This is a genomic window from Prevotella sp. CAG:255, assembly GCF_000431195.1.
Classification (GTDB): Bacteria; Bacteroidota; Bacteroidia; order Bacteroidales; family Bacteroidaceae; genus Prevotella; species Prevotella rara.
The window spans coordinates 54,054-77,804 of record NZ_HF986781.1 but is presented as its reverse complement, the minus strand read 5'-3'; the positions used below and the strand labels follow the sequence as shown (position 1 = coordinate 77,804).

17 protein-coding genes are annotated in these 23,751 nt (G+C 43.9%); 10 read left to right on the top strand and 7 right to left on the bottom strand.

Translation table 11 applies throughout. The features are described 5' to 3' along the window. The 3 genes from QVO66_RS03365 to QVO66_RS03355 form a co-directional block, all read right to left on the bottom strand. Positions 1-1,039, bottom strand: a 1,039-nt coding sequence (locus QVO66_RS03365; protein WP_288172522.1) for a choice-of-anchor J domain-containing protein, incomplete at its 3' end; no start/stop codon positions are given. Between the two features lie 35 nt (positions 1,040-1,074). Continuing rightward, positions 1,075-1,938: a DUF5689 domain-containing protein gene (locus QVO66_RS03360; protein WP_021853990.1), complete on the bottom strand. Its 864-nt coding sequence runs from the start codon at positions 1,936-1,938 to the stop codon at positions 1,075-1,077. 13 nt (positions 1,939-1,951) lie between these two features. Continuing rightward, positions 1,952-4,501 (bottom strand): TonB-dependent receptor, encoded by a 2,550-nt coding sequence (locus tag QVO66_RS03355; RefSeq protein ID WP_021853989.1) that lies wholly within the window; start codon positions 4,499-4,501, stop codon positions 1,952-1,954. A gap of 916 nt (positions 4,502-5,417) precedes the next feature. On the opposite strand from QVO66_RS03355, the gene QVO66_RS03350 reads away from it, so the two are divergent. The 3 genes from QVO66_RS03350 to udk all read left to right on the top strand — a co-directional run bounded on the left by QVO66_RS03350 (position 5,418) and on the right by udk (position 7,742). Next, a complete protein-coding gene (locus QVO66_RS03350) occupies positions 5,418-6,467 on the top strand; it encodes an endonuclease/exonuclease/phosphatase family protein (RefSeq protein WP_021853988.1) in 1,050 nt (349 codons plus the stop codon). After that, positions 6,464-7,042 (top strand): uracil-DNA glycosylase family protein, encoded by a 579-nt coding sequence (locus QVO66_RS03345; protein ID WP_021853987.1) that lies wholly within the window; start codon positions 6,464-6,466, stop codon positions 7,040-7,042. Before QVO66_RS03350 ends, QVO66_RS03345 begins: the two co-directional genes overlap by 4 nt. An 88-nt stretch (positions 7,043-7,130) precedes the next feature. Further along, positions 7,131-7,742 (top strand): uridine kinase, encoded by a 612-nt coding sequence (udk, locus tag QVO66_RS03340; RefSeq protein WP_021853986.1) that lies wholly within the window; start codon positions 7,131-7,133, stop codon positions 7,740-7,742. A 94-nt stretch (positions 7,743-7,836) separates the two neighbouring features. Here udk and QVO66_RS03335 read toward each other — a convergent pair whose 3' ends face one another. Beyond that, the gene (locus QVO66_RS03335; protein ID WP_021853985.1) at positions 7,837-8,436 is read right to left on the bottom strand and encodes a DUF308 domain-containing protein; all 600 of its coding nucleotides are present in this window, start codon (positions 8,434-8,436) and stop codon (positions 7,837-7,839) included. A gap of 393 nt (positions 8,437-8,829) precedes the next feature. On the opposite strand from QVO66_RS03335, the gene QVO66_RS03330 reads away from it, so the two are divergent. Continuing rightward, on the top strand, positions 8,830-9,336 hold the full coding sequence (locus QVO66_RS03330; protein ID WP_021853984.1) for a histidine phosphatase family protein: 507 nt from the start codon (positions 8,830-8,832) through the stop codon (positions 9,334-9,336). A 418-nt stretch (positions 9,337-9,754) separates the two neighbouring features. Here QVO66_RS03330 and QVO66_RS03325 read toward each other — a convergent pair whose 3' ends face one another. After that, entirely contained in the window at positions 9,755-10,708 is a 954-nt protein-coding gene (locus QVO66_RS03325) for a hypothetical protein (protein WP_288172520.1), read from the bottom strand. 267 nt (positions 10,709-10,975) lie between these two features. On the opposite strand from QVO66_RS03325, the gene QVO66_RS03320 reads away from it, so the two are divergent. Then, positions 10,976-12,547 carry a capsule assembly Wzi family protein gene (locus QVO66_RS03320; RefSeq protein WP_021853981.1) on the top strand — a complete coding sequence of 524 codons (1,572 nt, stop codon included), beginning with the start codon at positions 10,976-10,978 and terminating at the stop codon, positions 12,545-12,547. A 14-nt stretch (positions 12,548-12,561) separates the two neighbouring features. Beyond that, positions 12,562-13,005 carry a lipocalin-like domain-containing protein gene (locus QVO66_RS03315; RefSeq protein ID WP_288172519.1) on the top strand — a complete coding sequence of 148 codons (444 nt, stop codon included), beginning with the start codon at positions 12,562-12,564 and terminating at the stop codon, positions 13,003-13,005. Positions 13,006-13,401: 396 nt separating this feature from the next. On the opposite strand, the gene QVO66_RS03310 is transcribed toward QVO66_RS03315, so the two are convergent. Beyond that, positions 13,402-14,529, bottom strand: a complete 1,128-nt coding sequence (locus QVO66_RS03310) for an MraY family glycosyltransferase (protein WP_021853979.1) — start codon at positions 14,527-14,529, stop codon at positions 13,402-13,404. 307 nt (positions 14,530-14,836) lie between these two features. Here QVO66_RS03310 and QVO66_RS03305 point away from each other — a divergent pair, with 307 nt between their 5' ends. Together QVO66_RS03305 and QVO66_RS03300 are read left to right on the top strand one after the other, a co-directional pair. Beyond that, positions 14,837-16,126, top strand: a complete 1,290-nt coding sequence (locus QVO66_RS03305) for a T9SS type A sorting domain-containing protein (RefSeq protein ID WP_021853978.1) — start codon at positions 14,837-14,839, stop codon at positions 16,124-16,126. Between the two features lie 1,072 nt (positions 16,127-17,198). Next, positions 17,199-17,675 (top strand): carboxypeptidase-like regulatory domain-containing protein, encoded by a 477-nt coding sequence (locus QVO66_RS03300; RefSeq protein WP_021853977.1) that lies wholly within the window; start codon positions 17,199-17,201, stop codon positions 17,673-17,675. 73 nt (positions 17,676-17,748) lie between these two features. On the opposite strand, the gene QVO66_RS03295 is transcribed toward QVO66_RS03300, so the two are convergent. Beyond that, on the bottom strand, positions 17,749-18,429 hold the full coding sequence (locus tag QVO66_RS03295) for a hypothetical protein (RefSeq protein ID WP_021853976.1): 681 nt from the start codon (positions 18,427-18,429) through the stop codon (positions 17,749-17,751). A 332-nt stretch (positions 18,430-18,761) separates the two neighbouring features. On the opposite strand from QVO66_RS03295, the gene QVO66_RS03290 reads away from it, so the two are divergent. Together QVO66_RS03290 and QVO66_RS03285 are read left to right on the top strand one after the other, a co-directional pair. Then, positions 18,762-21,950, top strand: coding sequence for a pectinesterase family protein (locus QVO66_RS03290; RefSeq protein ID WP_021853975.1), 3,189 nt, complete (start codon positions 18,762-18,764; stop codon positions 21,948-21,950). Between the two features lie 554 nt (positions 21,951-22,504). Continuing rightward, positions 22,505-23,751: SusC/RagA family TonB-linked outer membrane protein (locus QVO66_RS03285; RefSeq protein WP_288172518.1), on the top strand; the 1,247-nt coding region annotated here is incomplete at its 3' end.

The following is a 23,751-nucleotide window of genomic DNA, read 5'->3' as shown; positions in this document are numbered from 1 at the left end:
GAATGTTGACGCTCTTTTCCATAAATGTGAAGCTTGTGCCTAAGCCGTTTGTGTCATATTCGAGCATCTTCCATGTTGCTGTCTTTACGTCGCCGTTGTAATCTTTGCTTATAACGATAGAGTTGTTGGCGTTGATGTCACCCTTCTCATAGTTGATGGCATGATTAATGGTGATATATGCCTCTGTTGTGCTTGTAAGGTCGATTACAGGGCTTACGAGATATGTAACACCTGCCTGGTTCTCTTTAGAGCCGTCTCCGTTGAAATCCTGGAAACCTGTAACCATGGCGCTTGAGTAGTCGTTATACCATTTAAGGCTTCCGCTTGCAGACTGTGATGTAAATGAACCAAGTGAAGAAGAGAAATCCTGGTCGATATATGTGCCGTCAGGAGTTTCGCTGCCGCCTTCTTCAGGTGCCTGGCCTTCCTGAACCTTGATGCTCTTAACCTCCCATGTTGATGACTGGCTTTCTGAGCAGGTGTGGCGCAGTGCGATAACAACCTTGCTTCCCATGTATGATGCAGGGATGTTTACGCTCTTCTCGCAGAATTCAAAACCTGAGTTCAGACCGTCTGTATTGTAGCTTAACGGCTCCCATGTGGCTGTGTTAACGTCGCCTGAATAATCCTTACTTATCAGGATAGTGTTGTTTGTATTGATGTCGCCTCGTTCGTAGTTAAGCGCATGGTTGATGGTTATGTATGCGTTTTCAACACCTGTGAGGTCGATTTCGGGGCCAACAAGATATGTAACTCCCGCCTGGTTCTCTTTCTGACCGTCGCCATTGAAGTCCTGGAATCCTGTAACCATAGCGCTTGAATAGTCGTTGTACCATTTGAGCGAGCCGCTTGCTGATACAGATGTGAAGCTGCCTAACGAGTTGGTGAAACTTTGGTCGAGCAGTACGCCCTCAGGCAAAACTACCTCACCACCGCCGCCTGCATTGGGATCGTCATAAGGAGCGGGAACGTCTTCGCAACTTGTGAATGAGAATGCTGCCATAGCGAGGGCAAGCACTGAAAATAATATCTTTTTCATAACTGTTGTTCTTTTATTGTTTTGTTAAATGTTTTTTATTCTGATATTTTGAAGTCTGAGTCAGAACGCATCAGTATCTGCCATGTGTTGCTGTAGCGTGTGAAGATACCTGTTATGTCAAGTTTCTCCTGTGGCATTACTGTTCCGGCAAAGTCGGCATACGTGCTTGAACGTACTACGAATTCGTTTGAAGAGAATCCTTCTATTGGACGGCTTACGCCGTTGCCGCCGTCTTTCTCTGATTCAGGTGCAAAAGTCTTCACGCCGTCGGCATCTTTGAGTCTTACACCCTTTACAACCATGAGGCGTCCGCAGTTCTCTTTCATGTAGCTGGCGTCTTTTGCCTTGCTGATGTCAAACTCGAGAGTGTCTATCTTTGACGCATCAGCTGCGCCCATCAGCTTGAAGTGCTGTTGCCATACAGTCTTGTTCATTCTGCTCGGGAATGTCTTTCCGCTGGCATTGGTATACGGAGTGCCGATTTGCGGCTGGTATCCGTAGGTTCCGATATAGAGGTCTTTCAGGTTTACAAGTATTTCCTGACCTACAGGCAGATATCCGAAGAGTCCGCCCTGAGAGATGCAGATAAGTATTGCTCCTGTGCCGTCGTCGACAGCCACTTCGCTATAGATGTTTCCGCCAATGTCGTTTCCTGTTACGCGGGCCTTTATCTGCAGGTCGTCTGTTATGCGCGCCGTGTCGTTCTGGTTGGCCAGGGTTGATGCATATTTGGCTTTTAGGTCGGCAATAGATATTACGTTTGTCTCCTGTATGTCGTTATTGCCGTAGGGCGCGGTGTCTCCTGTCGGGTCGCTCCAGTCTTCGTCCATGCATGATGTAACTGAAAGTCCGAGGGCCAGCGTGAGCATTATCAGTTTTATATATTTAATTTTTTTCATCGTCTTTTGATTTTTAGAATCTGTAAGTAATGTTCAGCATGCCGTTAGTTCCGTAAGCATAGAATTTCATCGGGTTCTTAGAGAAGCGGTATGCGCGGATGTTGCCAGAGCTTGTGTAGTCGCTTCTGCTCTGCTCATATCCTCCGGTGCAGAGGTTCTGGTTGTTCAGGATGTTTGTAACCATGAGGTTAATAGAGAGCGATCCACGTTTCAGATAGATGCTTCGGCCGATTGAACCGTCGAGCATGAATCCGCCGTGGCCCTGTGCCTGCTCTAATGCAGATGCGCGCACGTTGCCTTCATTGTCGTAGATGTCGCCTACAGCCTCCTGACGTGCATTGAGTGTGCTCTCGTATCTGTAGCATGGAGAATAAGAGAGGTAGATGCGGTCGTAGTAGTTGCAGCTGAGGTCGAGATACCATCCGCCGCTGTGATAGCTCAAGCCGAGGCTTGCTGCTGTGAGCGGTGTGCCAGAGTCGCGCATGCCTTTGTTGTATACTATTTCGTCGGTGTAGAGCGCGCTTGTTGAGTTCATGTAGCGTACATGAGCGTTGTTCTTGATTTTGGCGTCGCTGATAGTACCGATAAGTTTGATGTCGAATGCGCTTGTAACCTTGAACTTAAGTCCGGCTTCAACTCCGTAATACTCTTTCTTCATGCCTGTCAGAGATACGTATGAGAACGAGTTGATATCGTCGAAGTAGAAGTTCTGCCAGTCGGTTACGTTTGTCAGATAGCTATAGTAAGCGTTGATGTTGGCATGCAGCCATGATGTCTGCAGCTGATAGCCGATTTCGGTGCTGAACACGCGCTCGTTCTTGAGGTTGAGCACGAAGTCGTTGTTGATTTCAGGAGATGCAAACGCATTTCTTGCCTGAGGTGCGCGGTGCTCATATCCGGCTCCGAAGGTCAGCGTGTTGCCGCGTCCGAGATTGAAGCTTGTGCCGAGCTTGAAGCCTCCGTCGAGGAACTGGGCTGTCTTGCTCTTGCCGTAAGAGTTGTTGGCTGCCATACCGTTACGCATTCTACCGTCGCGCTGCATGCTGGTGTATCCCAGTTTTGCTGCTATGGTGTAATGCATAATGCCGAAGTTCTCGCTGTAGCTCGACCATATTTTGCCGTTGTTTACGAGCAGGTTGTAGTCGTAGCCGAATCTGTCGCCCTCTCTTACCACGCCGTTGCGGTTGTTAAGGTCGTACTGTATTTCGTCGGCGTTGCGGTCGTATGTTCCCAGGGCGTATGTGTTTATGTTGTGATATGTGGTAGCTCCGAGCAGGTCTTCCATCGTCTGATAGTGCATGCCTTTGTTTGTAGATGCGATGATACCTAAGTTGAGCTGACTGTTCTTGCTGAGCTGCTTGTTCAGCGTTGACGCGAGTGATACTGTCAGCGCGTCGTTGTGCTTGGCCTGGATGTAGTACATGGCGTCGGCTCCCTGTGCTGAAACCTGGCGGTTAGAATAGTACAGGCGGTCCCAGTTTATCTGGCGGTTGGCCTTCGACGAAGTCCAGTAGTCGTATGCCGTGTTCCAGTCTGCCAGGCATTGCTCAGTGCGGTTGGTGGCGTCGGTCTCGTCCCATACGTCATAGTAGCTGCTCGGCATGTTCTTCCAGTAGTTGGGGTGTGGGTTGTCTGCATTGTTGTAGTTGAGCTTTGTGCTCTTATACATGCTGTATTTTCCCATGAGCGACGTGGTGAGCTTTGTCTCGTCGTCAATTTTCCAGTCCCATGTCAGCAATGCTGTAGGTGCAAAGTCTGTCACGATGCGCGAGTTGCGCTTCTTGCCGTTCTGATATCCCCAGTAAGGGTTATAGTAGCGGTCGTTTGCCAGCCAGTACATCTCGTCAGTACCAGCACCCTGCGATGCACGCTCCGTGGGGTTGCCCCATGTTACTAACGAGAGTGAATGTGCGCCGTCGCCGAACACCTTCTGTACGCCGAGGAAGTAAGAGAGCGAGTTGTAGAATGTTCCCTCAACATATCCCTCGTTGGCCCAGCGGTAAGTTACGTTGCCAGAGAAGGCCCATCCCTTGCTGTTGAGTCCTGAGTTGAATGTGTACATTCCGCGCAGGGTGTAGTTGCGGTTTGCGCCGCTCAGCGTCAGCCTGTGGCCTGTGGGCATGGCAGCCGGGCGGAAGTTATAGTTGTTTGCACCGCCCATTGACGGCATGGCAAAGTTGTTGCTCTCAAAGGGCAATGAGAATTCCATATTGCGTGTCTGCTGGTTGAGTCCGCCTACGACCGAATAGCGGAACTGTCCAGACTCGATGTCGTTCATCGGTACGCCGTTAATGTAGATGTCGTTGAATTTCTGGTCGAATGCACGGTAGCGGAAACGCATAGGTGAGAACAGATATCCAACCTCGCTTGCATAGATGTTTGAGTTAGAGTTCACTATGGTTACGTTTTGTGACATGTCATCGTCTTCGCCCAATTGTGCCTCCGTGAATGTGAATGCCGACTCACTCAAGACGGCACCCCTTTGCCCTATGGAATCGCTTTGCGCATGCAGCAAAGGCGTATAGCATAAAGCAATCACTGCTAATTTCAGCTTTTTTTGCATAATAATGGTTTTAGGTAATAAACTTTTGGCAAAGATAATTTTTTTTAGATAAACATCAAAAATAAAACAAAAAATAATCTTTTTGCTTGCTTCTTTTTGTGTTAAATTTAATCAGAGTGTAATATCTCCACGTTCATTGGCCTTGAATAGCCCGTTTTTACTAGCTTTATGCAACTTTAATAAGCGGTGTTCTTGCAGTTTGCTTTTTTGTTCTATTTTTCGCATGCCACGGTTTTTATGCAGTTTTAGCCTGCGTTTTTTACAATGCAGTTTTTGTATTCTTTCGTGCAGTTTTTTGTCCGTGTATTATGGTTGGCAAAATGCCGTTTTGCAAAAGGTGGTCTTTTGGCTTCCGAAAGACCGCCTTTTACATTGCAATATGCCACCTTTTGCAGCCTAAAAGGATATCTTTTACAATGCCGTTTGTAACTTATTGTATGTCAGTGTGTTATCTTTTTTGTGTATGAACGCCGTGCGCACGGCTGTCTTTGTCAGACTTTGGGCTTGTGCGTATGTGCAGTTCGGCCAGCGTGTTCCATGCAGATGTTGAGCTGCGTTGAGGCTTGCCGTGATGTTGCCGGTTGCGGCAGTCTTGGGCCGATGCGTTGTTTTGGGCCGGCGTGGGCTTTAAGTTGCAATATGGGCACATGCTGGCGTGCTGTGACGTATCCTTCAGGTTTCTCCCGGTTGGCGCTGATGTGGGTTTTTGGCGCAGTGTGTCATTATTGTTACTTGTTTTCTACAAATTTGTTTCAAAATCCGGATAATCAAAAAATAAAGTATCTAATTTTTTGAATTATCTTTAAGTTGCATTATCTTTGCAAAAATAACCACCACCTCCGAAAAGCCATGCTTTCAGCATTGCCATGGGGGATAAATCAGAAAATTGTATTGAAGAAACAATGATTTTTATATTATGAAAAAGTTTAATCTGTTAATTGTTTTGTCTCTCTGGCTTGTTGCCGTGAGCAGTTTTGCACAGAAAAAATATTCAGTGTATGCCGTAGGTTTCTACAATCAGGAAAACCTTTTCGACACATGTCATGATGAAGGCAAGAAAGACTATGAGTATCTGCCCACAGGTTCGTCGCGCTGGAACGGTCTTAAGTATTCGCATAAGTTGCGCAACATGGCCAAGGTGCTGGCCGATATGGGCACCGACGTGCTGCCTGACGTGGGATGTGCTGTGATAGGACTGTCTGAGGTTGAAAACGCCAATGTGCTCAACGACCTTACGGCGCAGGAGCCTCTTCGCGCGCGTGGATATAAATATGTACATATTGAAGGACCCGACAGCCGCGGTATCGACTGTGCGCTGCTCTACAATCCGTCTATGTTCACAGTCAATAATTCTACGCTGCTGCCATACATTCCCGACGAGACCATGCCTGCCAACTTCCGCACGCGCGGATTCCTCACCGTTACCGGCGAGCTTGCAGGCGAGCCTGTTACGGTCATCGTGTGCCACTGGCCGAGCCGTTTCTCTGGATCTTCATATCGTGAGAGGGCTGCACAGCTCGTCAAGAATATCAAGGATTCGCTTGTCAGCGAGAATCCGGCAATGAAGGTGCTCGTTATGGGCGACATGAACGACGACCCGACAAACAAGAGCATGAAAGACATATTGGGAGCAAAGGCCGAAGTGAAGGACGTAAAGGACGGCGACATGTATAATCCGTGGTATAACATCCTGACAAAGCAGGGCGTGGGCACGCTCTCATATCAGGGATCATGGAATCTTTTCGACCAGATAGTGCTTACGCCAAACATGCTTAACCGCGACGGCAAGAAAGACTTCTCGACACTGAAGTTCTGGAAGAATCAGATATTCCGCCGCGACTATCTCTTCAATAATGAAGGAAAATACAAGGGCACGCCTAAGCGTACACACGGAGGAGGCATCTGGCTCGACGGATACAGCGACCACCTGCCTGTTGTTGTTTACTTGGTAAAAGAGCAGAAATGAGCGTAACTGAAGAACATCCGCTAAGGCCTTTTCTGCCTGAAAACACACGGTTGCTGATGCTCGGCAGTTTTCCGCCGGCACGCAACCGTTGGTGTATGGATTTCTTTTATCCCAACTTCATCAATGACATGTGGCGCATATTCGGCCATATTTTCTTCGGCGACAAATTGCATTTTGTAGACAGTGAGGCGAAGACTTTCCGACGTGAGGACATCATCAGTTTCCTTAACGAAAAGGGCATAGGTCTCTACGACACGGCGTGCAAGGTGTGCCGCACAAAGAATACGGCATCAGACAAAGACCTTGAGATTGTTGAAGCCACCGACCTCGGCTCGCTGCTGGCCTCCATACCAACATGCCGCGCCGTGATAACCACGGGACAGAAGGCTACAGACACATTTGCCTCTTACTTCGGAATAAAGCAGCCGAAGGTGGGCGAGGGCATCGGCTTTTCTGTCTTAGGCCGCAGTCTGACGCTATACCGCATGCCGAGCAGTTCGCGCGCATATCCGATGAAGATTGAGCGTAAGGCCGAATATTATGAAAAAGCCTTCAGGCAACTTGGCCTTATTTAAGCAATAAAGTTATTAACCATAAATCCGCAGGGCATATCTACCTTATTAAATATAAGACAATTGCCTGCGACTAAAAAACATATAGAGTATGACCATTATTGGAATAGCCGGTGGAACAGGTTCGGGCAAGACCACCGTTGTGAGAAAGATAGCCGAGGCGCTGCCGCCGCATCATGTGGTTGTGGTTCCGCTCGACTCATATTATAACGACACGTCGCACATGACCGAGGAGGAGCGTCATGCCATAAACTTTGACCATCCGGACGCTTTCGACTGGAAACTGCTTATCAAGCAGGTAAACGAACTGAGAAACGGACAGGCCGTTGAGCAGCCCACATATTCGTATATCAAGTGTAACCGCCTGAAAGAAACGCTGCACGTTGAGCCGAAACCGGTGATAATCATTGAAGGCATCATGACTCTGCTCAACAAGAAACTGCGCGACATGATGGACCTGAAGATATTTGTTGACACCGACTCGGATGAGCGTCTGATACGCAACATACAGCGCGACGTGCTCGAACGCGGGCGCACCGTAGACATGGTTATCAGCCGTTATCTCGAAGTTCTTAAGCCCATGCACGAACAGTTTATCGAGCCTACAAAGAAGTATGCCGACCTCATAATTCCGCAGGGAGGAGAGAACCATAAGGGAATAAACATCCTTTGTAAATACATAGAAAGTCTTGTAAACGTTTAATGCCTCTTCATTGTAGCGTTGACGGCATTAGACCTCATTCTTATAACAAAACAATAAAGGCTGCCCGACATTGTCACGGCAGCCTTTGTTGTTATTAGTCTTTGTCTTTTATTGTCAGATTTGTCTCGATGCGCTTGCGCTCACGGTGAATCTTAAATGCGTTGACGCATTCTGTTGCGCCGTACAGCAGCAGGCACCATCCTATGATAAGCAGCGGCAGCGATGCCGTCTCCATTGGCTTAATCAGCACAAGCAGGCCTGTGAGGAATATCACCGACGGGCATATCCAGAACCACAGTGGCACGCGGAACATCCTTTTGGCATTGACCAGAACCATAAACTGGTTTATGGCTCCGAGGATGATTATGGCTCCGAGAAAGTACATCAGCGACTTGACAAACAGACCCGGCACTATGGTCAGTATCAGACCGAGCAGCACGCTGCCTATTCCTACAATAGGGAATGTAGGCTTGCCCGTTACAATAAGTCGTCCCTGAGCGTCGTAAATTTCAGTGTCTGATGCGTGCGCCCTGGCGTTCAGATATACCGCACACGATATTGCACCCGACACGAGGAACAGCAGTCCGATGGCAATGGTTATGCCTTTCACGGTGTTGTCGGGATTGTTTATCAGCAGTATGCCGATAATTATTGCGCATATAGCGCGAAAAACAGAACTTTGCAATACTTTCATGTCTGTAGATTTTATTTAGATTTTCTTTTATATATAGTCCTTAAGGATTATTATTGTCATGCAGCCATTATGCCGTTTTATTCTTCCTGCCGGCCATGCGGCATTCTGGCTGTAAGTTCTTTGCTCTTTCTTACAAAGATAGTGCGTTTTGTCTTTGTTTACAATAAGTTTAACTTATTTTATACAAAGAATGATAACAAAGTGATGCTGGCCGTGTCCGGCTTGACTTTATCCCGCTGCCGGCACTGTATATGGGTGCCATTAATATGCATGCAAAGGCTTTCGTGTCCTGGCGTCAGCTAAAAAACAGATAACATCAGGCTTAAGCTGACTTTTATTTTGTTTTGTTCTCGTTATGTATTACCTTTGCATTGATTTGAAAACTAAAGAAATATGACAACGCTTTATCTTGTAAGGCACGGCGAGACTGTGGACAACGCAAACCACATCATGCAGGGACAGACGCAGGGCGAGCTTAACGACAAAGGACGTGAGCAGGCCAGAGAACTGGCTGTGCAGATGTCATCCGAGCATATAGATGTCTTTGTGGCGAGCGATTTGTGGCGTGCTGTTGAGACATGTAGAATATTAGCAGAGCCTTACGGGGCTGAAGTTATTACCACGGAACTGCTCAGAGAGCGCGACTGGGGCAGCTTTACCGGACGTTACATACCTGACTTGAAGGATGTTGAATGGCCTGATGACATAGAGACAATTGACGCTTTGAAATCAAGGGCAAGGCGCTTTATTGATTTTATACGTGAAAATTTTCCTGAAAAGAGAGTGCTTGCTGTTGGGCATGGCATTATAAACAAGGCTATTCAGGCTGTGTTTTATGACAAGGAAATGAAGGATATTGCGCCTATGCGCAATACGGAGGTAAGACAGCTGATGCTTTAGTCTTGGCAGGCTATAAGTCTGCCGGGCGCTTATGGCAGTTCATCTGGTTGTTGTCTGTTGCCGTCAGATGTTCTCCGTAGGTGCAGTATTGTCTGTATTATGCGATTGCATAAGGCGCTGATTACGGCAAAATACATAGGACCGACGAGGATTTCTCCTGTCGGTCCTGGTGTTTTTGGACTGTTGAAGACCATGTATCTTGCTGTTTAAGAAGTAGTCTTTATTGTAGGAATTGCAGATTTCAGTCCTCAACAGTCACTTATTTTGTTATCAGTTTTAATGTTTCTTCCTCTTGTCGGCAGCATTGCCCTTTGTCAACGTCCCTGTTTGTCGTTTATGTTTGCGGCAAATTATTCTGTCGTGTCAATGATGCCGTGCTCATACTGTTATGATACTGTCTGTTTGCATGGCTTTGCTTTTATCTTCGTCCGCCAAAGTGTCTGCCGCTGTTTCCGCTAGATGAGCTTTTTCGGCTGCTGCTTCCGCTGCTCTTAAATGAGCGTGTGGGAGTGCTTCTGTTTCCGCTGAAGCTCTTGGTTGACCTCTGTGGAATGAAAGTATTGTTGGGAGTCTTAATCTGGCGGCTGATGCCTTGCCTCCTGTTCCCATTGAAGTTCATGCTTCCGTTGCCGTTTGGTCTCGGCCTTGCTGTTGTCCGCGTACTGCTTTCACGGTTGTTCCTTCTGAAACTTTTTTGTCCCTTCAGGTTGCTTCCGTTGATGTTCCCTTTTACATTCTGAATGGTTTTTATGTTTTCTGGTCTGCGGTTGAAGTTGCGGCCCCATCCGTTTTCTCTTGGCCGCCTGTTGTCTCTGTCTCTTCCGGAGAAAGCACCTTTATGGCCTCTTCCGTAGTCGCCGCGGTCAAATCTGTCTCTCATGCCGTGCCCTCTGTTTATACTTCCGTGGTTAAACGTGCGCCCTTTATACCAGCTGCATCCTCCGTTATGGTGCCAGCTGTGGCCTCCGCGATATGATATGTATACAGTCGGACGGCTGAAGTAGAAGTAGTCGCGTCGTGGATAGCGGGCGTAAATTGCAAAGTGCCATACTCCAGAAGTCCAGTAAAGCGGGCGGTAGAAGTATGTTGCGGCGCAGAATGCCCTGTATTGCCAGTCGAGCAGAATGTAGTTGAAGTCGAGGTTGCGTTGTGTCCAGTATGTGCCGTACAGGTCATCGTATGTGTTGATGCTCATCAGGTAGTCGAGATTCACCTCGTATGCTGCATCATATTGCTCCTCGTTCAGGTTCAGTTCATAGGCCATTTTGTCCGTCAGAAACAGTGCCTGTTCGCGTGCCTGACTATAACTCATCGCCTTTGTTGTGGTGGTGAGTGTCAGCAGGGTTGTCAGTATTATTATAAACTTGTTCATGTCAAAGCCTTTCTGTTTTCTTTTTAACCATATGCAAAGAAAGCTATAATTATTCATATGTAAAAAGGTTTTTCCCTAACTTCAAGGGGGAAAATCCCTATTTTGTGTTTATTCTGCATGCAGATGCCGTATTTTACGTTATATTCAGTGCTGTTTTATATCTGATTGTGTGCCGTAAATCCTTTATTTAAAGGATGATATAAGTCTTTTGAATGGTAAATGTAATATTTTTTAATAAATGGCGTTATATATTAAAATTTGTTTTTGATGAAATCATTATTACTCGCTTTATTATTATTGTCATCTGCCGGTCAGGCTTTTTCACAAGGATGGGAAGAAGACAAGCCTGAGAAACTGCGTCTCGACAAGGGACTTAAATATAATGTGGAGATGCAGGCCGACTTCTCTTCTGGAAGTACGCCGCTTTGGCTCAATGCCAACAGATACGGACTTAGTTCGCTCGACGAAACGAACGGATATGTCAGGGCTGGCCTGTTCAGACCCTTACGCACAGATTCGGCCAGACGGTGGGGAGTAGGCTATGGCGTAGATCTTGCCGTGCCTTATAATTATACAAGCAATTTCGTTGTCCAGCAGGCTTTCGTTGAGGCACGCTGGCTTCATGGAGTGCTTATCGTCGGAAGCAAACAGTATCCAATGGAGCTGAAGGACGACCGCCTGAGCAGCGGTTCGCAGACGTTCGGCATTAACGCAAGACCTGTGCCACAGGTGCGTCTGGCTCTGCCTGATTATTGGACTCTGCCTTTTGCCAACGGCTGGCTTCACCTAAAGGGACACATTGCCTACGGAATGATGACTGATGACGGATGGCAGCATGACTTTACAGGAAAGAAGAGCAAATATGCCGACAATGTGCTGTATCACAGCAAGGCAGGATATTTGAAGTTTGGAAATGAGAATTTCTTTTGTCCTTTCTCGTTTGAACTTGGACTTGAGATGGCTTCAACTTTCGGCGGAACGTCGTATCTTCCTGACGGAAATGGAGGCATGACAGCCATAAAGGGCGACACCGGTTTCAGTGCATTCTGGAATGCTTTTATTCCAGGCGGAGCAGATGTTGGCGAGACTACCTATCAGAACGCCGAAGGCAATCAGGTAGGAAGCTGGCTCGTGCGCCTTAACTGGGAAGAAGACCTGTGGCGTTTCAGCATCTATGCCGACAAATATTTTGAAGATCATTCAGCCATGTTCCTGGTTGACTATGACGGATATGGCGAGGGAAACGAGTGGCAGGAAAAGAAGAAAAGCCGCTATCTTCTGTATGACTTTAAAGACATTATGCTTGGTGCAGAGTTCAGAATGAACTATGACAGATGGGTGAACGGCGTGGTGTTTGAGTATATTTATTCGAAATATCAGAGCGGTCCTATTTATCACGACCATACAAGTACGATACCCGACCATATTGGCGGCAAGGATAATTTCTATAATCACGGAATGTATACAGGCTGGCAGCATTGGGGACAGGTGATGGGCAATCCGCTCTACCGTTCGCCGCTGTATAATTCAGACGGCACGATATGTGTGAAGGACAACCGCTTCATGGCTTTCCATCTCGGTATAGACGGATGTCCTATTGAGCGCTTTACATATAGATTGCTGGCTTCGTGGCAGGAAGGCCTGGGTACTTATGACGATCCGTATGGCAAGACCCGCCACAATTTCAGCTTTATGCTTGAGGGACAATACGCCTTCGGCGGCAAACTGCTGAAGGGATGGAGCGTTAAGGGTGCCTATGGAATGGATCTTGGCAGCATACTTGGCAACAATTACGGATTTCAGTTGACGGTGGCAAAGACCGGACTTCTTAATTTATAATTACGTATATGAAGATGAAACATTGTTACATAAATATTTTTATAGCTTTTGTTGTTTCCATGATGTTTGGTGCGTGTGAGATACGGACGCTTGACAATGGCGACCTTGACGGTATGTGGCATTTGACGCGAGTAGACACGCTGTCCACGTCGACCACAGCAGATCTTGGCAATGAGCGAATCTACTGGTCGTTTCAGGCCAGGCTGTTGCAGCTCGACGATAAGTCGGGGATGCATCAGAGCCTGTTGATGAGATTTGAACATAATGGTGCCACCCTTCGTCTTTATGACCCTTATATCTATGACCGTGAAAATGGTGACAAGCCCCTTGAGGACATTACGCTGCTTAATCCTTTTGGAATTGTGGCGCCTGACGAGACGTATACCATAGAAAGTCTTAGCGGAAACAAGATGATATTGTTGTCGGGTACTTATCGTATGTATTTCAAAAAAATGTAGTCAGGGTATAAACTTATACTCCGTAAGATACAAGTGTAAATATATTATCCGTGGTTTTGGGCCACCCTATTTGAGGGTTTGTGGGATATATACAATTGGCGCCACGCTTTTGGGTGATGTAAATTATAATTATTTGATATCTGTGGCATGAGCCGAGTGCCGTGATTTTGATGTTTCTTAATTTAGTATTTTGAACATTAAAATGGCATTTGCAGGCGGCTCATGCCACATTTTTATTTTTATGCAGTAATGGCTGCAGCGACATGTTTATCTTATCTTGATTTTCGTAACTTATAAAAGATTGTTTCCTGCATTTTAAAAGGTGATGTTATACAAATAAAAAAGCGTCCATTCGCATTGCAAATGGACGCTTTTAATAATCTTGATGATATTTGTTTAACTTTTAACTCTCTCAGAAACAACTTTTATATCGCCTACGTGCGAATGCTTTCTCATTATTATATAGTTGAGCGCAAGGTTCACGCCGATGTATATTAACACGTCTATGATAAACACAACAGTGTTGCTCATTGCCATAAGCATGAAATGGTTGGCTGCAACATAAAATACAGCCAATAGCAATATTGCTACAAGAGCTTTGTGCTGAGTGCATCCGGCACTCATAAACTTATGGTGAATGTGTGTCTTGTCGGCAGAAAAAGGCGACCTCTTGTGGTAAATCCTCATCATGAAAACCCTGACAACATCAAACATGGGTACCAGAAGAAGGGTGAAGGCTATGATGAAGTCGAACTTGTGGTGAGACATCACAGCCGTATTGTTCATAGAATATTTTATACAGAGAAAACCGAGCAGGTAACCCAGCGTAAGGCTTCCTGAGTCGCCCATGAATATCTTTCGGTTGTTTTCAGCCGATCCGAACAGATTGAAGTACATAAATGCCACAAGCACACCTATCAGGCCTGCAATCAGTATAGAATAGCTCCATACGTTCTGAACGATGAACATATAGAGAAAACCAGACAGGGCTATTATTGACAAACTGGCCGCAAGGCCGTCTATTCCGTCAATAAGGTTGATGGCATTGTCGATAAACACAATAGTAAGCACCGTCAGCGGAAAACCTATATAATAAGGAATCTCATGAATACCGAAAAAGCCGTACATATTGTTGATATACAGTCCTGACAAAGGCAGGGCACAGGCTGCGATAATCTGCACGATAAACTTGATGAGCGGCGACAGCCCCAAAATGTCATCAACTATGCCCATTACATATATCATCAGCATGCTCAGCAGGAAATAAATGCTCCACAGGTTGATTGTTACCTGCTTGTCGGTAGTGTTGATTACATACAACGCTGCGGCAAACGACAGCAGCATGCTGGGCATGAAGGATATTCCTCCAAGCCGCGGAATGGCGTTGTGATGTATTTTTCGTGCGTCGGGTATGTCATAAAGTTTACGCGACTTGCAGAAGTTAAGTATCAGCGGGATAAACAAAAAACCGCATATGGCACTGATGATGAATACCCCGATAATGCATAATATGTAGATGTTCATAAGATTTCGTTAGTGCGATTACTTCTTATAAAACCCTAATAATCTTAAAATATTGCATGACTGGATGAATTTATTTTAAATTTATATGACATTTATGCTGTCCCAATTGATGAAAACATTATTTTATCAGTTGATATAATATTTCCATTCTTCCTCTATCAGTCATACTTAATGCTCATAATTTACTTTTTGCATACCTCATTATATGCAATATGGTATAAAATTAATACAGAATGTTTTGTTTATGCAAAAATATAATTAGTTTTGCACAAATTACGGATGTATACAAGTTTACTTAATTAGATTTATGAGTAAAATCATTTTTACGATTTTGAGTTTGTTTGCATTTATGGTTGCAAATGCACAGGTGTGGGACGGTACTGCAAAGGCTTGGACAAAAGGAAGCGGAACCGAAGCAGACCCGTATCTCATTGAGACAGGAGAAAATCTGGCTTATCTGGCAGAGACTGTTACTGCCGGAGAAACTTATGAGGGTGTGTTCTTTAAACTTGTAAACAGTCTTGACATGGGAGGTGGACTGCACAAGTTTTCGCCTATAGGCTTTTTTAACGAGTATGCTGATCTGGAAAATCCGGGTCAGATGATTGACGAGTCAAAATATTTTTTAGGCGTTTTTGACGGCAACGGTAAAACCGTGGACAACGTGCACATATATTTTATTGACGCCCAAAACAGCGTAGGCGGCACAGGACTCTTTGCCTGTATATCAAAAAATGCCGTAGTGAAGAATCTTACAATAGGCAAAAATTCGGTTGTTGAAGGCACCGACGGCTCTGGCGCTGTTGTTGGAGCAATGACTGGTGGCAGGATTGAGAACTGCGTAAACAAGGCATCTATAGCAATAACCCAGGGCCTGGGGCAGGGTGGCATCGTCGGCACAATGTATGGCGGCACGGTGTCTGGCTGCATCAATGACGCTGATATAGCGGGCAGTACAGACTTAGGCGGCATTGCAGGATATGTAGACCGTGGAGGAGTAATCGAAAATTGTTATAACAGGGGCAATATAGTCTTTACCGGATTTTTTGCAGGCGGACTTGTCGGCTTTCTGGTAGACGGTACATTGAGAAACTGCTATAACTGTGGAGAGATATTAAGCGATTTTACTGGCAATGCTGTTGTAGGCACTACAGAAGACGGTGTTGTAATAGAAAATTGCTATTATCTTGAAACAGAAGAAGGAGCCGCTGATGATAATAGTGCTGTTGTCAAGAAGACGGCAGACGAGATGAAGAGCGATGATTTCCTGTATGCGCTTGACAACGGACAAAATGCATGGAAGAAAGACGCAAACGGCATTAATAATGGATTTCCGCTACTAAGCTGGCAAGATGAAAGTACTGTATCTGTAGGCTCAGTCTTGCAGGAAGACAAAATCGGGCTTGTTGTGTCAGGCCATAATGTCTCAGCTTCTGTAGAAGGCGCTTACAGAATTGTGGTAACAGATCTTAGCGGGAAAACAATAGCAGACAAAATTATTGACGGAGGTTCATTGTATGTTCCGGTTAAAGGCCTTTATGTAGTAACTATCTATGCTAAAGAAAAAAGCGAGAGCTGCAAGATTATCATAAAGTAGCAGGCTACATTGTGAACGCATAAATCCACAACTGAGATATAATAGATGTCGGCGGACAGAACTTTAGATATGCCGCAAATGAGCGGAAGATGCATCTGGCAAAAAGGAGAATGTTTATTTTGTCCCGTGTTTGTTTGGGGCATACATCTTCTGCCGGCATGAGAAAGATATTTAAGTTAGCATTATAATTTGAAGATGTTTACGGAGCAGCATACTCCGCTATAAAACATCTTAATGATTCATGGACGTTTTATAATATTTTTTACTGTCCGTTCTTGGCGATTAAAAGCATATTTCTCTTTGTTGAAGGAGAGGTATGCTTTTAATTATATAATAAGATGTTTAATTACCTTTCGGTCCGATTTTCTTTGTTTATTATATAAGTCTGTCATCATGCCATAAAAATAGTGATGGCTGTGATCTTTACACGATGAAGTGTTATAACTTTATGCGCATGTCAAACTACAACCAAAGATGAACTTTAATAAAGGCAGTGACAACCTGATTTGGATTTAAAAAAGATTTGGAAACAAATATAGTTTTAACACGGAGAACAGTCAACTAAATCCAGTACACTGCAATATATAGCAAACAAAATTAGATACATTGTAAAATATCAAAAATAAACGATTGAGTTTTACATAAAAACTCGGCCATTTACGGTTAAAAAGTGGCCGAGTTACGATGCATAAACCGGCCATTAACAGTTTGAAAGTAAATGGATGCTGGTTGCTTAAAGAATTGTTGTGTGACTATGCGTAAACACTTTATCTGTAATCTTTAGTGATTGAAATGGTTACAGTTTTTTATGCTATATTTCTGCTGTTGGTTTAAATTGTGAAAAATAGTTCTCAAACAGATGCTTTTATCCGGATAGATAGTCTGGCTGATTTGTTATATTGAATATTCCTTTATATGGATATATGCATGTTGAATAACCTCATCTTGTTCATGGTCTTAATGGGCTTAAAACTACGTGAAAGTTTTATAATTGGTCGTCTGCCATGTTATTCCGAGCCTATAAAATTCTTATATTTGCATGAATCCCTTTCGAGGTTAAAATATTGGATGTATGTTTCTTGTCAGACTTTTTGGCTGTCTTGTGTTATTGTTGATATGCATTGATGGCAGTGCACAAATAACAGGTGTGGTCTTCGATATGGAGACCAAACGTCAGATAGCCGGTGTAAGAGTGTATATCAATCCGAAAGGAACCGTGATTACAGATTCAAGAGGACGTTTTGTAATCAGTCAGCCGTGTAACGGCGTCACTTTTTCACATGTAAGTTATGAAAGCAGGGCATACAGCCGAAAGGAACTTTGTGACACAATATGGCTTATGCCCAAACTCAACCGGCTCGATGAGGTTGTCATTACGGCAAAGGCACCTATAGTGTGCATCAAAAAGGGTGAGGTGTCTAAATATGCAAAACAGTTTAAGGCCCCGTCGGGCTTGTTCTCGTTCGATATGTTCAAGCTCTTTGATTTTAAGGGGCATAAGCACGAAAAGAGACGCAAGCGTCTTGAAAAGATACTGGAGGATTATTGATCGTGTAAATGAAAAGGGACAAAGTCGTTTTGAGCTTTGTCCCTTTCATTTATTATAACGTAAACTATATTATTTACTTATTGATGAATTTTTTGCCGTTCTGGATAAGGATGCCTTTTGTTTCTTTGCTTACACGCTGACCGGCAAGGTTGTATACAGGAGCGTTGGCGTCAACGTTGTCTTTTGTTATGTCGTAGATGCCAGTAGATCCGCCTGTTGAGAAGATGAAGCCGTAGAAGCTCATCTTAGAACCTTTCATGTAAAGATAGTAAGTGCTGTTTGCCTTAACGTCGAAGTTTACATATCCGTAGAATTTCTCTGCGAGAGTGTTGTCCTCTGCAAGTTCAACAGTTTCGCCGTCTTTGTTAACCAGAGTGAAGTCTGTTCCGGGTGTCATATATGCGCCGTCGCATACTGCACGGAACTCTTTACCGTTACCGATAACGGCACCAACTTTCAGTGAGCCGTCTACTGCAGGCTTGAATTCATAGTATGTTCCAGAAACAGGAATTATACCATCTTCTCCGAAAGCAGCATTGCTGTTTCCTTGTGTGTAGGCAACAAATTCAGGAAGGTTAGTGTTGCTTTTGTTCTCCTTGAATCCGGTTCCGAGTGTGACAGTGATGTTCTCAACATCTGTTATCACCATGTTGTCTTCAGGTGTTGAACCATCGTCAGGTACAGCGTAAGTTCCTTGCGCATTAGCACATACAGCCATCATAGCAGCTGCTACAAGAGTAAAAATTTTTTTCATAAGACTTAATTTTTTAGTTAATAATTTGATTTGTAAAAAAGATATAATATTTTATTCTATTCCACGTAGCTTGTTGTTTCGCTGCAAAGATAATAATTTATTTTAATAAGATGCTTTTTAAGGGATAAAAATCGAAAATATTTTATCTTTTGGCATGTTTTGTGTTAATGGTTTTAATCAGCATTTTCATTAAAGATGAAGTTGTCGCCATATTTTTATCAATTTTTATCGTATATTTGTTTTTTATTCATATCTTTGCACGCAACAAACGAACTTTATATAAAGTATTGAAAAATAATTTACTAAAATATATTAACTAACCTAATTTAAATATGAGAAAATCGTTACAAAAAGTGACCCTCATGTGCCTTTTTGCGCTGTTTGCAATCGTAGCTAAGGCACAGAATGATGTTACTGCGTTGTGGGACTGGGAGCATAACAGTCCTTTAGGCATTTGTGCCAATACGGATTTTAATGGTAATATTGGCGACCTGAAATCTAACGTTGATGGTGTTGTGCTGCATGTAGACGCCACAAACGGCAAATTGAACGCAGAGAAAAACAATTATGCACAGTTTAATCAGGGAACAATCCTGCAGGTTCCTGTAAAGTCTGTAAACGATGTTGTTACAGTGAAGTCTTTCCCTGGTCAGTATAATTATACAGTCGGTGGCATTGCCGCAACAGCTGATATAACGTCATATAATGTTAAAAGCAAGGATGTTGAGGCTGGCTATGTTGAAATAATAGCCACTGCTACATCTTATCTTTATAGTGTTCAGGTTAAATTCATCTCAAACATTCAGGAAAAGGAGTTGTATTCTACCAATTTTTCTGAATGGGGAGATTATGAGACCGCTGCCAAAGAAGAAGAAACAGTTGTAAAGTGGAATACCAAATACAGCCATGAGGAGATTTCATTCTCAATCTTCAATACACAGATTGGCGCAAGCAACTTTAATGTTGGTAAATTTCCTGATTGGACTGGCGGTATGCTGATGGCCGCAAAGAGTGACAATCCTTATATTATTACTTCAAAACTTGCTTCTGTAACAAAGGTTCACTTTATACATGGTGCCACAGGCGGAAATCGTGGCTGGAAACTTTGGGCTAAAGGTGACGGCGATGCCGACTGGGTTATCCTGTCGGAAAGTGTGGCTAATCCGGCTGCCGGCTGTGAAGTTACATGTGATGTCAACAGAACAAACTGTCAGCTGAAGTTTACTAATATCACAACCAATCAGAATGCATATCTTCTGCAGCTTGACATTTATGGTAATGTAGACATGTCGCTTACTCCGTCTCTCGGAACTTTCTCTTACAATAACGAGACATACCATGCAGCTGATATCTTCGAAGAGACATCTGCCGGCGTGCTGACTACAACTATCGAGGTGCCCAATGCAACTCCACTGCCTTCTTTGGAGAATCCTGTAACAGATATAACTTGCGACAATGGTGAGGTTGACGGTGACGTTACATACGAAACTGTCGGCGAAACATCTGTCGTTACAATAAAGGTGAAGGCCAACGAGGACGTTATGACATATAAGATTACTTTCGTTCACAAGCCTTACTTCACCCTTACCTATTATAATATAGACGGAAGCGTGCTGGAAAATTCACAGAAAGTGGAGAAAGATGCAAGCATCGCTACATTGAGAGATGATGAAGGGGTTACTGTTGCTGAAGGAAAGAAATTCCGCGGCTGGTTTGCAGAGGCAGATGGTGGACGTAAGTTTACTGTAGATGATGTCGTTACTTCTGACCTTAATCTTTATGCAGGTGTTACAGAAATAGAGACAGAAAGCACATCTGCACGCTATACATTCAATCTCACTGACGAATATTTCTATGATGAAGACCATGAGGCGTTTAACGCTGAGAAGGCCCAGTTCCACGATACAGCACACGGATGGACACTCGAGTCAAACGGCAAGATAGACTTGTTGGTCGGCGGTCATGCTTATATTATTGCAACACTGTGCCGTTACAGCAAGCAGGATGCTACACTCACTCTCTATGATGCAGAAGGCAATGAGGTTGCTACTGCTCCCGGATATGATTCAACAGACGGCAAGAGCGTTATGCTCGAATATAAAGGTCAGGCAGGAACTGTCACTCTTAAGTCAAGCAATGAAATTTATCTGCACAAACTCGTGATAGCAAATGTTGAAGATTCTCCTATTGAGATGAACGAGCAGGGCTATTATGTAGTTAAACCAAACGACGGCGGTAACTTCCTTACAACTCTTGAAATCGCAAACGCTGCTTCTTCTTCTGACAAGCGTACCTATGTGTTCGTGCCGGACGGAACTTATGATCTCGGCAACGCCGTGCTTACACCTATATCAGGAAACAACATCTCTGTAATCGGTCAGAGCATGGATAACACAATAATCGTAAACGAGGCTGAGCAGGAAGGTATCGGAGTTTCTGCAACATTCCTCATTACAGGTGAAAATACTTATCTGCAGGATCTTACCCTGAAGAATGCTTACGACTACTACAAACCCGGATTTGCCGGCCGTGCCGTTGTTATCCAGGACAAGGGTAAGCACACTGTCTGCAAGAATGTACGTATGCTTTCTTATCAGGACACATATTATTCAAACAGCAACTCAAACTTCTATTTCGAGAATTCTGACATTCACGGAACGGTAGACTTTATCTGCGGTGAGGGTGATGTGTTCTTTAACAACTGTACACTTACTGTAGAACCCCGCAATGCCGACGGCTCAGGTGAATGTACGCTTACTGCTCCTTCTACAAATTCATCAGAGGGAAACAAGTTTGGTTATGTATTCAGCGGTTGTACAATTGACAGCAAGGCAGAGAAGTTTAACTACGGCCGTGCATGGAACAACACCCCGCGCTGTGCTTACATAAATACAACTCTGCTGCAGCCTGAGCGTCTTAATGAAAACAGATGGACTCTCGGTGGAATGAACGTGCCTGCAGATAAATTTGTAGAGTATAACACTATGGATCAGAGCGGAAAGGTTATTTCGCCAGCTTCACTTGTTTGTACATTTACAAAGGACAGCAAGAGCAATACTTATGAAACAATACTTACAGCTGAACAGGCTGAAGGATACTCACTCGAGACAATTTCTAAATCATGGAACTGGTATCCGGCAACATACACGGCTCAGAAGAGCATGGACGTGCTGAAGGCTGACGGAAACAAACTTACATGGAATGCTGTTGACGGAGCTTTGGCTTATGCAGTGTTCAGAAATGGTGAGTTCGTCGGAATGACAACATCAGCTTCTTATGACATCACAGAAGGAAATGCTTCTGAGTATTCTGTACGTGCTGCTAATGAGTGTGGAGGTTTCGGCCCGGGTTCAACAACAACTACAGGTATATCTGATTCTGTTGTAGCCGGTGGTGATGTTGTCCGCACATCATATTACAATGTGCAGGGTGCCCGTGTTGGCAGCTCTTATAAAGGTATTGTTATTAAAGTAGAAACGTTGAAAGACGGTAAGCAGATAGCAACCAAAATTATTAGATAGTTATTAAGGGCTTTTAGACGTAATGGTGGATGCGCTTAAATGTGTATCCACCATTTTTATTTTAGAATGTTTGTATGCGTTAGTCTCTGTCTGTCATTGTATTTTTATGCTGCATTTATTTTGTTCCTTTTGTCCGTCGCTTTTTATCTGTTGATTATTTGAGCATACGAAAAGTTAATACTTTCACATCCTTTTTACCTACATCCTAATTAACAATCTTTTGTTGTAGTTGTATTCATGAAGATTTATATATGTTAATAAAATTATGGGTTTTATATATTTAAATTTTTTATGTATAAAATAATGATTTTGTTTTGTGGAATGTATTTTTTTCGTATCTTTGCAGACAAAACTATCAAACTTATAAAAACTAATATCAAAAAACAAGGTAATAACAATGTAAATGTTTGTTTGATGAGCCTTTATTATGCGATATAGAGTACGTAAGGGTCCGGCGCTTGGCTGTTTTGGACACGCCATAATTGCGCCCTTTATGGTGGCTTTGTCGTAAGATGAATTTATATTTTTTATTTTTAATTAAATTAATAACATTTATGTCTGGTAATTTGAAAACTTTTCGAATTGTGCTTTTAGTGCTTTTCACTTTTGTGGTGAGCGGTCTTTCTGCACAAACAGTTAAAGGTAATGTGAAGGACACCAACGGTGAGCCGATCATCGGTGTGACTGTCCAGGAGAAAGGTACCAAGAATGTCGCCGTGACAGATCTTGATGGAAATTTCTCTATTAAAACAACCGGCGACGGACAGTTGCAGTTTTCATACATCGGTATGAAGGCTAAGACTGTAAATGCTGCCGGAAAATCAAACATCAACGTTGTACTTGAAGATGAGGCAACAAATCTTGATGACGTTGTCGTTATCGGTTATGGTACAGTTAAGAAAAGAGACTTGACTGGTTCTGTTGCGTCAGTTAGTGCTGAAGACATCGCAAACATTCCTGTTTCAAGCGTAAGTGAGGCTATGACAGGTAAAATGGCCGGTGTTAACATCACAACAACAGAAGGTTCTCCTGACGCCGACATCAAGATTCGTGTGCGTGGTGGAGGTTCTTTGTCTCAGGACAACTCACCTCTTTATATAGTAGACGGCTTCCCTGTTGAGAGCATCAGCGACATCGCACCCAGTGAAATTCAGAGCATCGACGTATTGAAGGATGCTTCGTCTACTGCTATTTATGGTGCGCGTGGTGCAAACGGTGTAATCATCGTTACAACAAAGAGCGGTAAAGAGGGTAAGACTCAGGTTAACTTCAATGCATCTCTGGGATGGAAGAAGGTTACTAAGCTTATCAAGACAATGGATCCTTACAACTATGCATATTATCAGTATGAACTTGGTAATGATGCTTACGGAAACTATGATGACCTTGATATCTGGAAGTCAATCGAAGGACGTGACTATCAGGATGAACTTTTCGGACGTACTGGTTTGCAGAAACAATACAATGTTAATGTTAGCGGTGGTTCAAAAGAAATCAAGTATAACGTAGGTTTCTCTCACAACGATGAAAAGAGCATCATGCTCGGTTCTGGTTATGCGAAGAACAACGTTAACGCAAAAATCAATGCTACACTTAACGAATGGTTGACTCTTGACTTCAACGGCCGTATGGCTTTCACAAAGCTTAAAGGTCTTAATGGTGGTGCTGACACCAACGAACGCAATGCTGCAAACTCTGCTGTAGCAAACTCTGTTAAGTGGAATCCTGTTGAGGCTTTGGTTTCTGTTGATGATGACAGCGAAAACAGTTCTAATACACGACGCAATCTGGTTGAGCGTAT